The 17,878-nt window shown below is 39.9% G+C and carries 17 protein-coding genes; all 17 read left to right on the top strand.

All coding sequences use genetic code 11. The features are described 5' to 3' along the window. Window positions 1-280: 280 nt before the first annotated feature. The 17 genes from glgB to HMPREF2887_RS00935 all read left to right on the top strand — a co-directional run bounded on the left by glgB (window position 281) and on the right by HMPREF2887_RS00935 (window position 17,696). Complete coding sequence (glgB, locus tag HMPREF2887_RS01015) at window positions 281-2,191, top strand: 1,4-alpha-glucan branching protein GlgB (RefSeq protein ID WP_084740327.1); 1,911 nt, start codon at window positions 281-283, stop codon at window positions 2,189-2,191. Window positions 2,192-2,194: 3 nt separating this feature from the next. Further along, a complete protein-coding gene (locus HMPREF2887_RS01010) occupies window positions 2,195-3,337 on the top strand; it encodes a glucose-1-phosphate adenylyltransferase (protein WP_057489607.1) in 1,143 nt (380 codons plus the stop codon). Further along, window positions 3,327-4,466 carry a glucose-1-phosphate adenylyltransferase subunit GlgD gene (gene glgD / locus HMPREF2887_RS01005; RefSeq protein WP_057489608.1) on the top strand — a complete coding sequence of 380 codons (1,140 nt, stop codon included), beginning with the start codon at window positions 3,327-3,329 and terminating at the stop codon, window positions 4,464-4,466. Before HMPREF2887_RS01010 ends, glgD begins: the two co-directional genes overlap by 11 nt. After that, window positions 4,463-5,893, top strand: a complete 1,431-nt coding sequence (glgA, locus tag HMPREF2887_RS01000) for a glycogen synthase GlgA (protein ID WP_021001507.1) — start codon at window positions 4,463-4,465, stop codon at window positions 5,891-5,893. The genes glgD and glgA overlap by 4 nt, the downstream gene beginning before the upstream one ends. Window positions 5,894-5,917: 24 nt before the next feature. Next, window positions 5,918-8,317 (top strand): glycogen/starch/alpha-glucan phosphorylase, encoded by a 2,400-nt coding sequence (locus HMPREF2887_RS00995; protein WP_057489609.1) that lies wholly within the window; start codon window positions 5,918-5,920, stop codon window positions 8,315-8,317. 331 nt (window positions 8,318-8,648) lie between these two features. After that, complete coding sequence (locus HMPREF2887_RS00990) at window positions 8,649-8,849, top strand: F0F1 ATP synthase subunit C (protein WP_003025282.1); 201 nt, start codon at window positions 8,649-8,651, stop codon at window positions 8,847-8,849. 39 nt (window positions 8,850-8,888) lie between these two features. After that, entirely contained in the window at window positions 8,889-9,602 is a 714-nt protein-coding gene (gene atpB, locus HMPREF2887_RS00985; protein WP_021001509.1) for a F0F1 ATP synthase subunit A, read from the top strand. 14 nt (window positions 9,603-9,616) lie between these two features. Further along, window positions 9,617-10,111: a F0F1 ATP synthase subunit B gene (gene atpF / locus HMPREF2887_RS00980; protein ID WP_003028058.1), complete on the top strand. Its 495-nt coding sequence runs from the start codon at window positions 9,617-9,619 to the stop codon at window positions 10,109-10,111. After that, window positions 10,111-10,647 carry a F0F1 ATP synthase subunit delta gene (locus HMPREF2887_RS00975; protein ID WP_021001510.1) on the top strand — a complete coding sequence of 179 codons (537 nt, stop codon included), beginning with the start codon at window positions 10,111-10,113 and terminating at the stop codon, window positions 10,645-10,647. Before atpF ends, HMPREF2887_RS00975 begins: the two co-directional genes overlap by 1 nt. A gap of 15 nt (window positions 10,648-10,662) precedes the next feature. Continuing rightward, entirely contained in the window at window positions 10,663-12,168 is a 1,506-nt protein-coding gene (gene atpA, locus HMPREF2887_RS00970; protein WP_003030489.1) for a F0F1 ATP synthase subunit alpha, read from the top strand. Between the two features lie 15 nt (window positions 12,169-12,183). After that, window positions 12,184-13,062: a F0F1 ATP synthase subunit gamma gene (locus HMPREF2887_RS00965; RefSeq protein WP_003030484.1), complete on the top strand. Its 879-nt coding sequence runs from the start codon at window positions 12,184-12,186 to the stop codon at window positions 13,060-13,062. 34 nt (window positions 13,063-13,096) lie between these two features. Next, entirely contained in the window at window positions 13,097-14,503 is a 1,407-nt protein-coding gene (atpD, locus tag HMPREF2887_RS00960; RefSeq protein WP_084740324.1) for a F0F1 ATP synthase subunit beta, read from the top strand. A 10-nt stretch (window positions 14,504-14,513) separates the two neighbouring features. After that, window positions 14,514-14,933: a F0F1 ATP synthase subunit epsilon gene (locus HMPREF2887_RS00955; protein ID WP_003025266.1), complete on the top strand. Its 420-nt coding sequence runs from the start codon at window positions 14,514-14,516 to the stop codon at window positions 14,931-14,933. Between the two features lie 99 nt (window positions 14,934-15,032). After that, window positions 15,033-15,263: a DUF1146 family protein gene (locus tag HMPREF2887_RS00950; protein WP_041784005.1), complete on the top strand. Its 231-nt coding sequence runs from the start codon at window positions 15,033-15,035 to the stop codon at window positions 15,261-15,263. Between the two features lie 38 nt (window positions 15,264-15,301). Then, window positions 15,302-16,582: a UDP-N-acetylglucosamine 1-carboxyvinyltransferase gene (murA, locus tag HMPREF2887_RS00945; protein WP_021001512.1), complete on the top strand. Its 1,281-nt coding sequence runs from the start codon at window positions 15,302-15,304 to the stop codon at window positions 16,580-16,582. Then, window positions 16,575-16,751, top strand: a complete 177-nt coding sequence (locus HMPREF2887_RS00940; protein ID WP_041784006.1) for a DNA-directed RNA polymerase subunit beta — start codon at window positions 16,575-16,577, stop codon at window positions 16,749-16,751. Before murA ends, HMPREF2887_RS00940 begins: the two co-directional genes overlap by 8 nt. Before the next feature lie 99 nt (window positions 16,752-16,850). Then, the gene (locus HMPREF2887_RS00935) at window positions 16,851-17,696 is read left to right on the top strand and encodes a DNA/RNA non-specific endonuclease (protein WP_021001513.1); all 846 of its coding nucleotides are present in this window, start codon (window positions 16,851-16,853) and stop codon (window positions 17,694-17,696) included. The last annotated feature ends 182 nt before the right edge of the window (window positions 17,697-17,878 follow it).

Genomic DNA, 17,878 nt, shown 5'->3' with positions numbered 1-17,878 from the left:
CAAAAGGCGGCTTTGTGCGGCCTTTTTTGTAAAGCTGTCTAGACCTTTATGAAAATTTTCATTTAAAAAAGTTTACTCTTTTATCGACTATTTAGTAGGAATGGAATGAAAAGTTCAAAACTTTAACAAAATCTAGTTATTTTTGCTAATAGTGGGCATTGTTTGAAGAAATGTTCGGTTTTGAGAATTTTTTGTAATAATAATGGAAATTTACTTGAAAAGAAATAGGAAAAATAGTAAAATAGAATCATAGAAAACGCTTACAAATCGAGGTGGAAAAATGGATAGACAAGAAGCATTGAGAACTTTTACCACAGGTGAAAATTTCCATTTGCAGCACTATTTGGGGGCTCATCAAGATGAAGTAGATGGGCAAAGTGGCTATACATTTCGTGTATGGGCACCGAATGCTCAGAGTGTGCATCTGATTGGAGACTTTACCGACTGGTATGAAAATCAAATCCCTATGGCACGTAATGAAGGTGGCGTATGGGAAGTGTTTACGGATTTACCTAAGGAAGGAGACATTTACAAATACAACATCAAACGAAGTAGCGGGCAAGAAATTTTGAAAATTGATCCGCTGGCAGTTTATTTTGAAAAACGCCCTGGAACAGGAGCTGTTGTTCGAACAATTCCTGAAAAGAAATGGAAAGACGGTCTGTGGTTGGCTCGCAGAAAACGTTGGGGATTTTTCTCTAGACCGGTGAATATTTACGAAGCTCATGCAGGATCTTGGAAGAAAAACGAGGATGGGACTCCGTATTCATTTGCCCAATTAAAAGATGAACTCATTCCGTATCTTGTCAAAATGAATTACACACATGTGGAATTCATGCCTCTTATGGCGCATCCGCTTGGATTGAGTTGGGGCTATCAGTTGATGGGATACTTTGCTCTTGAACATACTTACGGTACGCCAGAAGAATTCCGTGATTTTGTTGAAGAATGTCATATCAATAATATCGGAGTAATCGTAGACTGGGTGCCAGGACATTTCACTATCAATGATGATGCTTTGGCTTATTATGACGGTACGCCTACATTTGAGTATCAAGATCATGACCGTGCCCATAATTACGGCTGGGGCGCTCTCAATTTTGACTTAGGAAAGAATGAAGTGCAGTCTTTCTTGATTTCTAGTATCAAGTTTTGGATTGATTTTTATCACTTAGACGGAATCCGTGTGGATGCCGTCAGCAACATGCTCTACCTAGATTATGATAGTGGTCCATGGCAACCAAATATTGATGGTGGCAATCGCAACTACGAGGGCTATTACTTCCTTCAACGCTTGAACACGGTTATCAAACTGGCTCATCCAGATGTCATGATGATTGCAGAGGAAAGCACGAGTGATACAAAGATTACAGGTATGGCAGAAATGGGTGGTCTTGGATTTGACTACAAGTGGAACATGGGCTGGATGAATGATATTCTGCGCTTTTACGAAGAAGACCCAATTTACCGCAAGTATGATTTTAATCTAGTAACCTTTAGTTTCATGTACGCCTTCTCTGAAAATTTCTTACTGCCGTTCTCTCATGATGAAGTGGTACATGGTAAGAAGAGCCTCATGCATAAGATGTGGGGAGACCGCTACAATCAATTTGCTGGTCTGCGAAATCTCTATACATATCAATTGTGTCACCCAGGGAAGAAGCTTCTTTTCATGGGTAGTGAATGGGGACAATTCTTAGAGTGGAAATGCGAAGAATCTTTGGAATGGCGTGATTTGGCTGATGATATGAATGCCAAGATGCAGCATTTCACTTCTCAGCTCAATCAGCTTTATAAAGAAAATCGTGTTTTATGGGAAAATGACTTGAGTTGGGACGGTTTAGAGATTATTGATGCGGATAATACAGATCAAAGTGTGCTTTCCTTTATTCGGAAAAATGACAAGGGAGATATGTTAGTTTGCGTCTTTAATATGGCTCCGGTAGAGCGCAAAGACTTTACCATTGGTGTTCCGGTAGCAGCCATATATGAAGAAATTTGGAATACGGAATTAGAAGAATGGGGAGGTGTGTGGAAAGAGCACAATCAAACGGTTCAGTCTCAAGAAGGCTTGTGGAAGGATTATCCTCAGACGTCGACCTTTACTTTGCCAGCATTAGGGGCAAGTATTTGGAAGATTAAACGTCGTGTGAAATCAGCAAATGTAAGTAAAAAGTCCAAAAAGGAGTAACAAATGAAGAATGAAATGCTAGCTTTGATTCTTGCCGGTGGGCAAGGAACGCGTCTTGGAAAACTCACTCAAAGTATTGCCAAACCAGCAGTACAATTTGGTGGACGTTACCGTATCATTGACTTTGCTTTGTCCAATTGTGCGAATTCAGGGATTCATAATGTTGGTGTCATTACTCAATATCAACCATTAGCTTTGAATAGTCATATTGGGAATGGCTCTAGTTGGGGACTTGACGGCATTAATACAGGAGTATCCATTCTCCAGCCTTACTCAGCAAGTGAAGGAAATCGTTGGTTTGAAGGAACGAGTCATGCGATTTATCAAAACATTGACTATATTGATACTATCAATCCTGAATATGTCTTGATTTTGTCTGGTGATCACATTTACAAAATGGATTATGATGATATGCTTCAGTCCCATAAAGATAACAACGCCAGCCTGACAGTAGCTGTTCTGGATGTTCCTCTGAAAGAAGCAAGTCGTTTTGGTATCATGAATACAGATGCCAATAATCGCATTGTCGAATTTGAAGAAAAACCGGCTGAACCTAAGTCTACAAAAGCTTCTATGGGGATTTATATCTTTGACTGGAAACGCCTGCGTACTATGCTGGTAGCTGCTGAAAAGAGCAATGTAGATATGTCTGACTTCGGTAAGAATGTTATTCCAAATTATCTTGAATCCGGCGAAAGTGTTTATGCTTATGAATTTAAGGGATATTGGAAAGATGTTGGAACGATTGAATCACTTTGGGAAGCCAATATGGAATATATTGATCCAAACAATGCTTTAGATAGCCGGGATCGTCAATGGAAAATTTATTCACGTAACTTGATTTCCCCACCAAACTTCCTTGGAGAAAATGCTCATGTTGAAGATTCTTTGGTTGTGGATGGCTGTCTTGTGGATGGAACAGTTAAACATTCGATTCTTTCTACGGAAGCTCAGGTGCGTAAAGATGCAGTTGTAGAAGATTCTGTTGTTATGAGTGGAGCTATCATTGGTCAAGGAGCAAAAATCAAACGTGCTATTATCGGTGAAGGAGCTATCATTTCTGATGGTGTAGAAATTGATGGAACAGACGAAGTACAAGTTATTGGATACAATGAGAAAGTGGGGGTACCATCAGATGAAGATTGATAAATATTCAGCAATTTTAGGAAATACAGTTGGATTTCATGATATGTCTACTTTGACAAGTCATCGTCCAGTTGCCAGTTTGCCATTTGGTGGGAAATATCGTTTAATTGACTTTCCGTTGTCTAGCCTGGCCAATGCAGGGATTCGGAGCGTCTTTGGCATTTTCCAACGAGATAATATTAGTTCTGTCTTTGACCATATCCGTTCTGGACGTGAATGGGGGCTGGCTACTCTTTTGAGTCACTACTATCTTGGTATTTATAATACGCGCGTAGAAAGTTCTACTGTTGGTAAAGAATACTACGAGCAATTATTGACCTACTTAAAACGTTCGGGCAGCGATCAAACGGTAGCATTGAACTGTGATGTTTTGGTGAACATCGACTTGAACCAAGTCTTCCACTTACATGGTACAACTAATCAACCGATTACAGTTGTCTATAAAAAATTACCAAAAGAAGAAATTTCCGAAGTCAATGCTGTTTTGGAAATTGATGAAACAGATCATGTGAAAAATCACCATCTTTTTGATGATAAAAAAGATCAGGATTTGTACAACATGTCAACGGATATCTTTGTTGTGGATACACCTTGGCTGATTGAAAAATTAGAAATAGAAGCGCAAAAAGAATTTCCTCAAAAATTACGTTATGTTTTACGTGATTTAGCTGCTCAGGAAAAAGCGTTTGCTTATGAATATACGGGTTATTTAGCAAATATTCATTCTGTCACTTCGTACTTCAATGCCAATATTGATATGCTTGATTCACAAAAATTCTATTCCCTTTTCTCTCCAAATCAAAAGATTTATACTAAAGTAAAAAACGAAGAGCCAACTTATTATGCAGTCGGTTCTAAGGTTTCAAATGCTCAATTTGCTTCCGGCAGTATTATTGAAGGAGAAGTGAGTGGTTCTGTCATTTCTCGTAATACTCGTATTAAAAAAGGAAGTCGTGTAAAAAACAGTATTCTTTTCCCACGTGTCCTTATTGGCGAAAATGCTGTTGTAGACTATGCAATCTTAGATAAGGGTGTTGAGATTGCTGAGAATGTGACCGTTCGAGGAACAGTTGATAACCCAGTTGTTCTTAAAAAAGGCGAAAAAGTGACAGAGGATAGAATTCAATGAAAATTTTATTTGTAGCAGCAGAAGGTGCACCTTTTTCTAAAACAGGAGGATTGGGAGACGTCATTGGCGCTCTCCCTAAATCTCTTGTGAAAGCTGGTCATGAAGTGGGTGTCATTCTTCCATACTATGATATGGTGGATAAAAAGTTTGGCGACCAAATGGAAGACTTGTTCCATTTTGAAGTGAAGGTCGGTTGGCGTGGTCAATATGTAGGCGTGAAACGTACAGTTTTAAACGGTGTTACCTTCTACTTTATAGACAATCAATACTATTTCTTCCGCGGACATGTTTATGGCGATTTTGATGACGGCGAACGCTTTGCCTATTTCCAAATGGCAGCTGTTGAGTTGATGGAAAGAGTAGATTTTATTCCAGATGTTCTCCATGTGCATGATTATCATACAGCGATGATTCCATTTTTGGTGAAAGAAAAATACCATTGGATTCAGGCTTATCATGGTATTCGGACTGTTTTAACCATTCACAATTTAGAATTTCAAGGGCAATTTTCTGATGGCATGCTCTGGGATTTGTTTGGAGTGGGTTATGAGCGTTATGCAGATGGTACCTTGCGTTGGAATAACTGCTTGAATTGGATGAAAGCAGGGATTTTGTATGCAGATCGGGTGACAACCGTATCACCAAGCTATGCGCATGAAATCATGACCCCAGAATTTGGATGTGGTTTGGATCAAATTTTACGAATGGAATCTGGTAAAGTATCAGGTATTGTCAATGGAATTGATACAGATATTTATAATCCAGAAACAGATGCGTTATTGGATCATCATTTTAATAAAGACGATTTATCTGGCAAGTTGGCAAATAAGCGTGCGTTGCAAGAAAAAGTTGGTCTGCTTGTGCGTGATGATGTACCTCTAGTAGGGATTGTATCACGTTTGACTCGGCAAAAAGGCTTTGATTTAGTTGTGGATCAATTACACAATTTATTGCAAGATGATGTACAAATTATCCTTTTAGGAACAGGAGACCCATCTTTTGAGCAATCATTTGCTTGGTTTGGTCAAGCTTATCCAGAAAAATTATCTGCCAATATCACTTTTGATGTGAAATTAGCGCAAGAAATTTATGCAGCTTGTGATATGTTCTTAATGCCAAGTCGCTTTGAGCCATGTGGATTGTCCCAAATGATGGCCATGCGTTATGGAACATTGCCACTTGTACATGAAGTTGGTGGTCTTCGTGACACCGTTCAACCCTACAATGCTTATGAAGGAACAGGAACTGGATTTAGCTTTAATAATTTCTCAGGCTACTGGCTGAAATGGACATTTGATATGGCTGTCAGCCTCTATCATAACGATAAAGAAGCATGGTATAACCTTCAAATACAAGCTATGGAACGTGATTTTTCATGGGATACAGCTAGCCAAGCTTACAGTCATTTGTACCAATCTCTTTATTGATAGAAAGGAGTTTGCCGTTAAGAAATGGAACTAACAAAAGAGCAATTTCTTCATGATTTTAAGGACATTTTGCATGAAGAACAATTGATTAAAGTAGAAGATGCCACTTCGGCAGAACTGTTTCAAACCTTAGCACGTACAATTCGTAAATACATCACTCCTATGTGGTTGGAGCGACGAAACAAATTAGTAGAAGACAAGCAAAAAATTGCTTATTACTTTTCTATTGAATTTTTGCCTGGGCGAATGCTGGAAACCAATTTACTAAATCTTGGAATCCTCGATGTTGTCAAAGAAGGATTTGATGAATTAGGTATTGATTTTACAGCTGTCAAACAGGCTGAGTACGATATGGCGCTAGGGAATGGCGGTCTTGGTCGTCTTGCAGCAGCTTTTATGGATTCATTGGCAACCACAGGTTATCCTGGATTTGGTAATGGAATCCGCTATCGCTACGGACTTTTCAAACAAAAAATTGTAAATGGCTATCAAGTCGAATTACCGGATGATTGGTTTGGTAGTCTAGGAAACGTCTGGGAAACGCGGAAAGATCATGATGTTGTAGATGTTAAAATCTTTGGAAATGTTTATCTTCAAGCCAACAAGGAAGGTCGGATCGTTCCTGTTTATGAAAATTCACAAACTCTTCGTGCAGTACCTTACGACGTGCCACAAATTGGTTTTGGAAATGACGTTGTCAACAATCTTCGCCTTTGGGATGTCGAAATTCCTGAAGAATATGAGCTAGAATATCCAACAATTGAAGCACGCCGCAAAGTACAAGATATCACAGCTATTTTGTATCCAGATGATTCAAGCTATGAAGGAAAAGAACTGCGCTTGATTCAAGAATATTTCATGACCAGTGCCGGCTTGCAGACGATTATCAAATCTTATCGGAAGCAAGGGCTGCCTTTAGAGCAAATTCATGAAAAGGTATCGGTTCATATCAACGATACCCACCCAGCGGTTGCACCAGCAGAGTTTATGCGGCTTTTACTTGATGACTGCGGTCTTGAATGGGCAGACGCTTGGAATGCAACAGTAAAGACGATGAGTTATACCAATCACACCATTCTTTCAGAAGCCTTAGAAAAATGGGATGCGGAACTCTTTAAAAATGTTCTTCCTCGTGTTTACCAAATCATTCTTGAAATTGACAATCGCTATGTTTCTGATATGGCTGCACGCGGTATTGATCCGCAAGTGATTGAAAATACTCGGATTGTCAAAGATAATCAAGTCCATATGGCGCATCTTGCGATTATTGGAGGTCATTCGGTCAATGGGGTGGCAAAACTTCACACAGAACTTCTCAAAGAAGATACGCTCCGTGATTTTTATGCCATTTATCCTGAAAAATTCAATAATAAAACAAATGGTATCATTCAACGTCGCTGGTTGCAAATTGCAGATGAACCATTGTCAAATGAGATTGATCGCTTGATTGGTAACGGCTGGCGGACAGACATTCATGAACTTCGCAGGCTTTTAGCTTACAAAGATGACCGACAAGTTTTGAGTGAATTTTATAATGTCAAGCAAGAAGCTAAAGCGCGTTTAGCGGCTTTCATCAAAGAATCTACGGGAGTAGAAGTATCAACGGGAGCTATCTTTGATGTACAAGTGAAGCGGCTTCACGCTTATAAGCGTCAATTGCTCAATTTACTCCATATCCTTAAATTATATTGGGATTTAAAAGACAATCCTGATAAAGATATGGTGCCACGTGTCTTCATTTTTGGTGCGAAAGCAGCGCCAGGTTATCATTTTGCCAAATCTGTTATCAAATTGATCAACGAAGTGGCTAATCTTGTCAATAATGATGAGAGTCTACAAGGCAAGCTAAAGGTTGTTTTCCTTGAAAATTATCGGGTCAGCTTGGCTGAACTCATCATTCCTGCTGCAGATGTGTCAGAGCAAATCTCGCTCGCTTCCAAGGAGGCTTCCGGCACATCTAATATGAAATTCATGATGACAGGCGCCATTACTCTGGCAACCCTTGACGGAGCCAATATTGAAATCAAAGATGAAGTCGGAGATGACAATATTGTAATTTTCGGTATGGACAAAGATGAAGTCTATGACCATTATGCCCGTCATGATTACTACTCACGCGGTGTTTATGAAAGCAATCTTGTGGTTCGCCGTGTGGTGGATAGCTTTGTGGACAGAACTATTCCAAATGTCCGAAATGAAGGTTCTGAGATTTATGAAGCTTTGATTACACACAATGACGAATACTTCCTTCTAGAAGACTTTGCTTCATACGTAGCCGCACAAGAAAAGATTGATCAACTCTATCGCGACAAAGAAAAATGGGCGCGCATGAGTCTTGTTAATATCGCAACGTCTGATAAATTCACATCAGATGATACGATTGAACAATACGCCAAAGAAATTTGGAACCTGAAAAAGGATTAAGTTAGGGGCTGGGACCTATCCAGCCTCTTTGTTGAAAAAGTGAATTGTAGTTTTTGTCTATATTTAATCGATAAAGATTGCCTATAATATACATATATAGGGAAACAAAATTCGATAATTGGAAATAGCTATTTCCACATCAACAAACTGATAGTGGGATCAAGTTCGTTTTACTACTATTTTAAAACCACAATTGTTGCAGGATAGCCTACTTTTTTGGAAATTGAAAGAAATCCGTATAAAACGTTTCCAAAAGACAAAAACATTTGACAAAAAGAATTTTTAGGACTAAACTAAGTAAGTAAATTTTAAACATAAAGGAGAATTCATCATGAATTTAACATTTTTTGGATTATGTCTTGCCTGTATGGGTGTTTCGCTCGCTGAAGGTTTTTTAATGGCAAATCTATTTAAATCAGCATCACGTCAACCAGAAATCATTGGTCAGTTGAGAACGCTTATGATCATGGGGATTGCCTTTATCGAAGGTACTTTCTTCGTAACACTTGCGATGTCATTCATCATTAAATAAGAAAAGGAAGTTATTCTTTAGAAAAGGGGGTGGAGTTCGTTGGAAGAAAGTGTAAATCCAACTATCACTTTAGGTCCTGTGACCTTTGATTTGACTCTACTTGCTATGTCTCTTCTAACCGTACTTATCGTATTTGCTTTCGTCTATTGGGCTAGTCGGAAAATGACTCTAAAGCCTTCTGGTAAGCAAAACGTCTTAGAATACCTCTATGATTTTGTCATTGGCTTTACAAAGGGCAATATTGGCGATAAGTATATGAAGAATTACTCTCTATTTATCTTTTCCTTATTCCTTTTCGTTGCAGTAGCTAATAACCTTGGCTTGACGGCAAAAGTGCAGACAACCAAGGGATATAACTTGTGGACATCTCCAACAGCTAATCTTGCATTTGACCTAGGATTTTCATTCTTGATTACCTTGATTTGTCACATTGAAGGGATTCGCCGACGTGGGGTGAAAGCGTATCTCAAAGCTTTTGCGACACCTGTTGGAATGACTCCAATGAATATTTTGGAAGAATTCACCAATTTTGCTTCTTTGGCTTTGCGGATTTACGGAAATATTTATGCGGGTGAAGTATTATCTGGCTTACTTGCGACCTTATCTCATCAGGCTGTCTTCTGGTATCCGGTAGCTTTTGTATTGAATCTCATTTGGACTGCTTTTTCAGTCTTTATTTCATGTATTCAAGCATACGTGTTTACCATGTTGACATCTATGTATCTGGGTAAGAAAATTAACGGTGAGGAATAGAAGGGAGAAAAGAGATGAATATTACTTTAGGTAGTCTTATTGGGGATTTTATCCTTGTTGCAGGCTCATTTCTTCTGTTAATCGTTTTAATTAAGAAATTTGCCTGGGATAATATTACAAGTACTTTTGAGCAACGTGCCAAAAAGATTTCAGATGATATTGATGGCGCAGAGTCTGCTCGTCAAAAAGCAGAAGATTTAGCTCAAAAGAGAGAAACAGAATTAGCGGGTAGTCGTCAAGAAGCGACAACAATTATTGAAAATGCCAAAGAAACTGCTGAGAAAAACAAAGCAGGAATCTTGGCAGATGCAGCTGATGAAGCTGGACGTTTAAAAGAAAAGGCTAATCAAGAAATCGCTCAAACCAAAGCAGAAGCCATGAACAGTATCAAAGGTGATGTAGCCGATTTGACTGTAAATCTTGCTAGCAAAATTTTAGGTCAAAAATTGGATCAAGAAGCTCACAAAGAGCTCATTGACCGCTATATTGACAAGCTAGGAGATGCTTAATGGACAAAAAAAGATATGCGGTAATTGAAAAATATACCACACCTTTTGTCCAACTCGTGATTGAAAAAGGTCAGCAAAAAGATGTTTTTGAAAAGCTTCAGCAAATCAAAGACATTTTTGACAATACAAATTTAGCTGCCTTTTTATCAAATATTGGTGTTGATGATACAGAAAAAGAAAGAAGCCTTCGTTATTTTCAAGGATCTGATTCATCCTTGATTGACAATTTCATTGAAGTTATTATTCATAATCATCGTGAAGATCTTTTTTATGATATTTTAGTAGAAAGTCTTCACCAGCTTGAAAAAATTAGTAATGAATTTGAAGTGACAATCAAATCAGTTCAAGGTTTATCGGAGGAGCAAAAATCTAAAATTATTCCGATTATTGAGCGAAAATTTGGATTGCAGGTTCGTTCTTTAAAAGAAGAACTGGATGCAAGCCTCATTGGTGGCTTTATCATCACAGCTAATAATAAGACAATTGATGCAAGTATTAAACGTCAATTACAAACAGTAAAAGAAAATTTGAAATAGAAAGTGGTGTGAATTTTGGCGATTAACGCACAAGAAATCAGCGCTTTAATTAAGCAACAAATTGAAAATTTCCAGCCAAATTTTGACGTCACAGAAACAGGGGTCGTCACATATATTGGTGATGGAATCGCCCGTGCTCATGGTCTTGACAATGCAATGAGTGGTGAGCTGTTGATTTTCGAAAATGGCTCATACGGTATGGCACAAAACTTAGAATCAACAGATGTAGGGATTATCATTTTAGGTGATTTCACAGATATTCGCGAAGGGGATACCATTCGTCGAACTGGTAAAATCATGGAAGTGCCTGTCGGAGATGCTTTGATTGGTCGGGTTGTGGATCCGCTCGGTCGTCCGGTTGATGGGCTTGGCGAGATCAAGACAGATAAGACGCGTCCAGTTGAAACACCTGCTCCAGGGGTTATGCAGCGGAAATCTGTATCAGAACCGCTTCAAACAGGTCTGAAAGCGATTGATGCTTTGGTGCCAATCGGTCGTGGGCAACGGGAATTGATTATCGGAGACCGTCAAACTGGTAAAACAAGCATTGCGATTGATGCGATTTTGAACCAAAAGGGACAAGATATGATTTGTATCTATGTTGCCATTGGTCAGAAAGAATCCACGGTTCGTACGCAAGTAGAAACGCTTCGTCAGTATGGAGCGTTGGATTACACAATCGTTGTCACAGCGTCAGCTTCTCAACCTTCACCATTGCTGTTTTTAGCACCTTATGCAGGTGTAGCAATGGCAGAGGAATTTATGTATAGTGGCAAACACGTTTTGATTGTCTATGATGATTTATCAAAACAAGCGGTTGCTTATCGTGAACTGTCACTCTTGCTTCGTCGTCCACCAGGTCGTGAAGCTTTCCCAGGAGACGTATTCTATCTTCATAGCCGCCTTTTGGAACGTTCTGCTAAAGTTTCGGATGAATTAGGTGGTGGTTCTATTACAGCACTGCCGTTTATCGAAACGCAAGCAGGAGACATCTCCGCTTATATCGCAACCAATGTAATTTCAATTACAGACGGTCAAATCTTCTTAAGCGACAGTCTCTTTAATGCAGGTGTTCGACCTGCTATTGATGCCGGTTCATCTGTATCACGTGTAGGTGGTTCTGCACAGATAAAAGCGATGAAGAAGGTTGCTGGAACCTTGCGTATTGACCTTGCTTCTTATCGTGAACTGGAAGCATTTACCAAGTTTGGTAGTGATTTGGATGCTGCGACACAAGCAAAATTGAATCGTGGTCGTCGGACAGTAGAAGTCTTGAAACAACCTGTTCATGAACCACTACCAGTTGAAAAACAAGTTGTTATTTTGTACGCCTTGACACATGGTTTCTTGGATAGTGTACCGGTTGATGATATTCTTCATTTTCAAGCAGAATTGTTTGATTACTTTGATGCTCATCATGAAGACCTCTATGAAATCATTCGTACAACAAAAGACCTTCCAGAGGAAGCAGTCTTAGATGCTGCAATTACTGAATTTATCAATCAGTCTAGCTTCAAGTAAGAATAGAGGTGTCAGATGGCAGTTTCATTAAATGATATAAAAAATAAAATTGCATCCACAAAAAACACCAGTCAAATCACAAATGCCATGCAAATGGTATCTGCTGCTAAGCTAGGAAAGTCCGAAGAAGCGGCCAAGAATTTCCAAATCTATGCTTCTAAAGTCAGAAAGTTATTGACAGATTTGCTTCATGGGCATGAAGTGCAAAATTCCAAATACCACCCTATGTTGATTAGTCGTCCGGTGAAAAAAACAGCTTATATCGTTATTACATCGGATCGCGGCTTAGTTGGCGGTTACAATGCGACCATTCTCAAATCCATGATGGAACTTTTTGCAGAATACCATGATAAAGATGATTTCGTCATCATTTCAATCGGTGGTATGGGCTCGGACTTCTTTCGGGCACGCGGGCTTCAGCCTATTTATGAACTACGTGGTTTAGCAGATCAACCGAGCTTTGATGAGGTTCGTAAAATCATTGGCAAAACGGTTGAAATGTACCAAAACGAATTGTTTGATGAATTATATGTTTGTTATAATCACCACGTCAATAGTTTGACCAGCCAAATGCGTGTTGAACAAATGCTTCCAATCGTGGATTTGGATCCAAATGAAGCAGACGAAGACTACGTTTTGAATTTGGAATTGGAATCTAGCCGAGATGTTATTTTGGATCAATTGTTGCCTCAGTTTGCTGAAAGTATGATCTACGGGGCGATTATTGATGCGAAAACAGCAGAAAATGCAGCTGGAATGACCGCGATGCAGACAGCAACAGATAACGCGAAAAAAGTTATCAATGATTTGACCATTCAGTATAATCGTGCTAGACAAGCAGCTATCACGCAAGAAATTACTGAAATTGTGGCGGGTGCAAGTGCACTAGAATAGTGTCACAGAAAATAAATATAAAGAGGAGAAAAGAATGAGCTCAGGCAAAATTGCTCAGGTTATCGGACCAGTCGTTGACGTTGCGTTTGCAGCTGGTGATAAATTACCTGAGATAAATAATGCACTTGTAGTCTATAAAAATGACGAAAATAAATCGAAAATCGTCCTTGAAGTAGCTCTTGAGCTTGGTGACGGAGTGGTTCGGACCATTGCTATGGAATCAACTGACGGGTTGACTCGTGGAATGGAAGTCCTAGATACTGGTCGTCCAATTTCTGTCCCCGTTGGGAAAGAAACACTCGGTCGCGTCTTTAACGTTTTAGGAGATACCATTGACTTGGAAGCTCCTTTTGGTGAAGATGCAGAACGTCAACCAATCCACAAAAAAGCTCCAACTTTTGATGAGTTGTCTACTTCATCAGAAATCTTAGAAACAGGAATCAAGGTTATTGACCTCCTTGCACCTTATCTAAAAGGTGGGAAAGTCGGGCTTTTCGGTGGTGCCGGAGTTGGAAAGACAGTCTTGATTCAAGAATTGATTCACAACATTGCCCAAGAACACGGTGGAATTTCTGTCTTTACTGGTGTTGGAGAACGAACACGTGAAGGGAACGACCTTTACTGGGAAATGAAAGAATCTGGCGTTATTGAAAAAACGGCCATGGTCTTCGGTCAAATGAATGAACCACCTGGAGCACGTATGCGTGTGGCTTTGACTGGTTTGACCATTGCCGAATATTTCCGTGATGTCGAAGGTCAAGATGTGTTGTTATTCATTGACAATATCTTCCGTTTCACGCAAACAGGTTCTGAAGTATCTGCCCTTCTTGGACGCATGCCTTCAGCCGTTGGTTACCAACCAACACTTGCGACAGAAATGGGACAATTGCAAGAACGGATTACGTCAACCAAGAAAGGTTCTGTAACCTCTATCCAAGCTATCTATGTGCCAGCCGACGACTACACTGACCCTGCGCCAGCTACAGCGTTTGCTCACTTGGATTCTACAACCAACTTGGAGCGGAAATTGGTGCAATTAGGGATTTACCCAGCAGTTGACCCACTTGCTTCTAGCTCCCGTGCCCTTGCTCCTGAAATTGTCGGAGAAGAGCACTATGCTGTAGCAGCAGAAGTGAAACGTGTCCTTCAACGTTACCATGAATTGCAAGATATTATTGCAATCCTTGGTATGGATGAATTGTCAGACGAAGAAAAGACTTTGGTTGCGCGTGCGCGTCGGATTCAATTCTTCTTGTCACAAAACTTTAATGTTGCTGAACAATTTACTGGGCAACCAGGTTCTTATGTACCAGTTGCTGATACAGTTCGTGGCTTTAAGGAAATCCTTGAAGGAAAATATGATCATCTTCCTGAAGATGCCTTCCGTGGTGTTGGTTCTATCGAAGATGTCGTTGCTAAAGCTGAAAAAATGGGATTTTAAGAGGTGACCTATGGCTCAAATGACAGTACAAATCGTGACACCTGATGGTCTAGTTTTTGACCACCATGCAACGTTTGTTTCCGTTAAAACTCTTGATGGAGAAATGGGGATTTTACCGCATCATGAAAATATGATTGCTGTTTTGGCTGTCGATGAGGTCAAAGTGAAGCGGATTGATGATGAAGATCATGTCAATTGGATTGCTGTGAATGGTGGAATTGTCGAAGTGGCTGATAATGTAATCACCATTGTTGCAGACTCTGCTGAACGTGCTCGCGATATTGACATCAGTCGTGCTGAAAGAGCAAAATTACGTGCTGAACGTGCTATTGAAGAAGCACAGGAAAAGCATTTGATTGACCAAGAACGTCGTGCCAGAATCGCTCTTCAGCGCGCCATTAACCGAATTAACGTTGGAACAAGATTATAAAAAAGGCCAATTGGCCTTTTTATAATGGCTTTTTTGTTATCAGTACCTGATTTGTGTCTGATAGTTTGCTCTCATCTATTTTTTTGGTATAATGGGGATATGATTCAGTTAATTTTTACGCTTAGTAGCCACATGATTTTTATTTTTCTTTCATTTCACTTACTTTCTATTGTTGTGAATTGGGAAAAACTATTGAAAGTGAATGCTGATAATGCTTTTAAAATTCGATTTTTAATTTTACTGCTTAGTATTGCATTAGGCTTTTTGCTCAGCTCTTTCTTCCTCAGTCTCTATACATTGGGACGTGATGTATTTAATAGCAATTTATAAGATGAGAAAAGTAATAAAATAAGTGTTTTGGAGAAAATATGGATAAAATTATTATACAAGGTGGTTCAAATCCATTAGTTGGTTCGGTTAAAATTGAAGGTGCTAAAAATGCTGTTTTGCCATTGCTTGCAGCCACTATTTTAGCAAAAACAGGAAAAACAACTCTTACAAATGTTCCTGTGCTATCCGATGTGTTTACAATGAACAATGTAGTCCGTGGGTTGAATACAAAAGTGACCTTTGAGCAAGAAGAAAACAGAATTACGGTGGATGCTACACAGCCATTGAGTGAAGAAGCGCCTTATAAATATGTCAGTAAAATGCGTGCTTCAATTGTTGTATTAGGACCTATTTTGGTGCGTAATGGTCACGCAAAAGTTTCCATGCCGGGTGGCTGTACGATTGGAAGCCGTCCTATTGACCTTCATTTGAAAGGTTTAGAGGCAATGGGAGCAGAAATTAAGCAGACGGCTGGATTTATCGAAGCAAAAGCTGATCGATTGCATGGAGCTCATATCTATATGGACTTTCCAAGTGTAGGGGCAACACAAAACATTATGATGGCAGCAACGTTAGCGGATGGTGTGACTGTTATTGAAAATGCAGCTCGGGAGCCTGAAATTGTGGATCTAGCTGTTTTGCTAAACAAAATGGGTGCTAAAGTCCGTGGAGCAGGTACGGAAACATTAACCATTACTGGGGTTAAGGAATTGTCTGGGACAAGCCACAGCGTGGTGCAAGATCGTATTGAAGCTGGAACTTTTATGGTAGCAGCTGCTATGACAGGTGGCAATGTTCTTGTGCAAGATGCTATCTGGGAGCATAATCGTCCGCTCATCGCGAAATTGATGGAAATGGGTGTGTCTGTTACCGAAGAGGACAAAGGGATTCGGATTCGTTCCGATTTGTCTAAACTAAAAGCTGTCAATGTAAAAACTCTTCCTCATCCAGGTTTCCCAACAGATATGCAGGCGCAATTTACAGCCTTGATGACGGTTGCCAAGGGTGAGTCTACTATGATTGAGACTGTTTTTGAGAATCGTTTCCAACATCTGGAAGAAATGCGTCGGATGGGCTTGCACTCAGAAATTATGCGGGACACAGCTCGTATCGTTGGTGGTCAAGCCTTGCAGGGAGCAGAGGTGATGTCAACAGACTTGCGTGCGAGTGCAGCGCTGATTTTGACGGGCTTGGTTGCAGAAGGTGAAACAAAAGTAGGACAGCTAACTCACTTGGACAGAGGCTATTACCAGTTCCATAAAAAGTTGTCTAACTTAGGTGCTTCTATTAAGCGAGTGAAGGAAGAAGACGATGAATAATGATTTGAAATACGTTGGAAAACAAGTTGGAATTGTTCTAGCAGTCTTGTTGCTTGGTTTGATTTTGTTTGCACTTGGCTTAGTTGTTGGCTACGGTGGAAAAAATCCATGGGCTATTTTATCGCCAGATAAGTGGCAGGAGATTATTAGCAAATTCACAGGACAATAGACAATAATATTGATAGGAAAAAGGGAGTGAGACAGAGGTCGTGATTTCGTAGAAGTTGGCTTTGAGTCCCGCTTCCTATTTATTTAAAAGGGGGGAGAAATGGCGAGAAAGAAGTCCAACCAGAAAGTAGCGCAAAGTGTAGTAGGCGTATTTCTTGCACTCGTTCTTGCGCTGGGAGGTTATTCTTTTAGCAATCATCGCACTAGTACGAGTCATTCTGATAGCTCTGCTATTAATCGAAGTATTCGGATGAATCATGCAGCACCCAGTCAAGAATTAGCACAGAGTGTTGTGACAGAATCCGTTAAACGACAGCTCGAAGGAAAGATCGAATGGAATGGATCGGGAGCCTTTATAATCAACGAAAATAAAACAACATTGGATGCCAAAATTGCAAGCGTTCCTTACGCGGATAATAAGACCAAGCTTGTTCGAGGTCAGACTGTTCCGACTGTAGCTAATGCTCTTTTATCCAAAGCTACTCGTCAGTATAGGAATCGTGAAGAAACAGGTAATGGTTCAACAACTTGGACACCTGCTGGCTGGCATCAGGTGAAGCATTTATCGGGTGAATATCATCATGCAGTTGACCGTGGACATCTGCTAGGTTATGCCTTGATTGGTAACTTGAAAGGCTTTGATGCTTCGACCAGCAACCCGAAAAACATCGCTGTGCAAACAGCTTGGGCTAATCAAGCCAATACTAGTTATTCTACGGGTCAAAATTTTTATGAAACAAAGATACGTAAGGCACTAGACAAAAATAAACGAGTTCGGTATCGGGTGACTTTGATTTATGCCAATGAACAGGATTTGGTGCCGGTTGGTTCGCATATTGAAGGCAAATCTAATGACGACAATCTGGAAATAAATGTCTTTGTCCCCAACGTACAGACAGGAATTCGATTAAATTATCAGACAGGAGAAGTGACCGTTACCAACTAGATTATTGCTAACGTTGCATTTATATCATCTTTTTGTTATACTATTTTTACATGAGGTCGGACAAAAAGTATCTCAGCCTCTATCTAATTTAGTGATAAGCGAATGACGCAGTAGGTGATTGGAATCTTTATTCGCTTTTCAAGCTCGAAAGAGCACCTAATCACCCTTGCGGGGGTGGGACT

It is taken from the genome of Streptococcus sp. HMSC071H03, from assembly GCF_001813035.1.
Taxonomy (GTDB): domain Bacteria; phylum Bacillota; class Bacilli; order Lactobacillales; family Streptococcaceae; genus Streptococcus; species Streptococcus anginosus.
The sequence above is the reverse complement of the archived record's forward strand: the minus strand, read 5'-3'. Positions and strand labels throughout refer to the sequence as shown.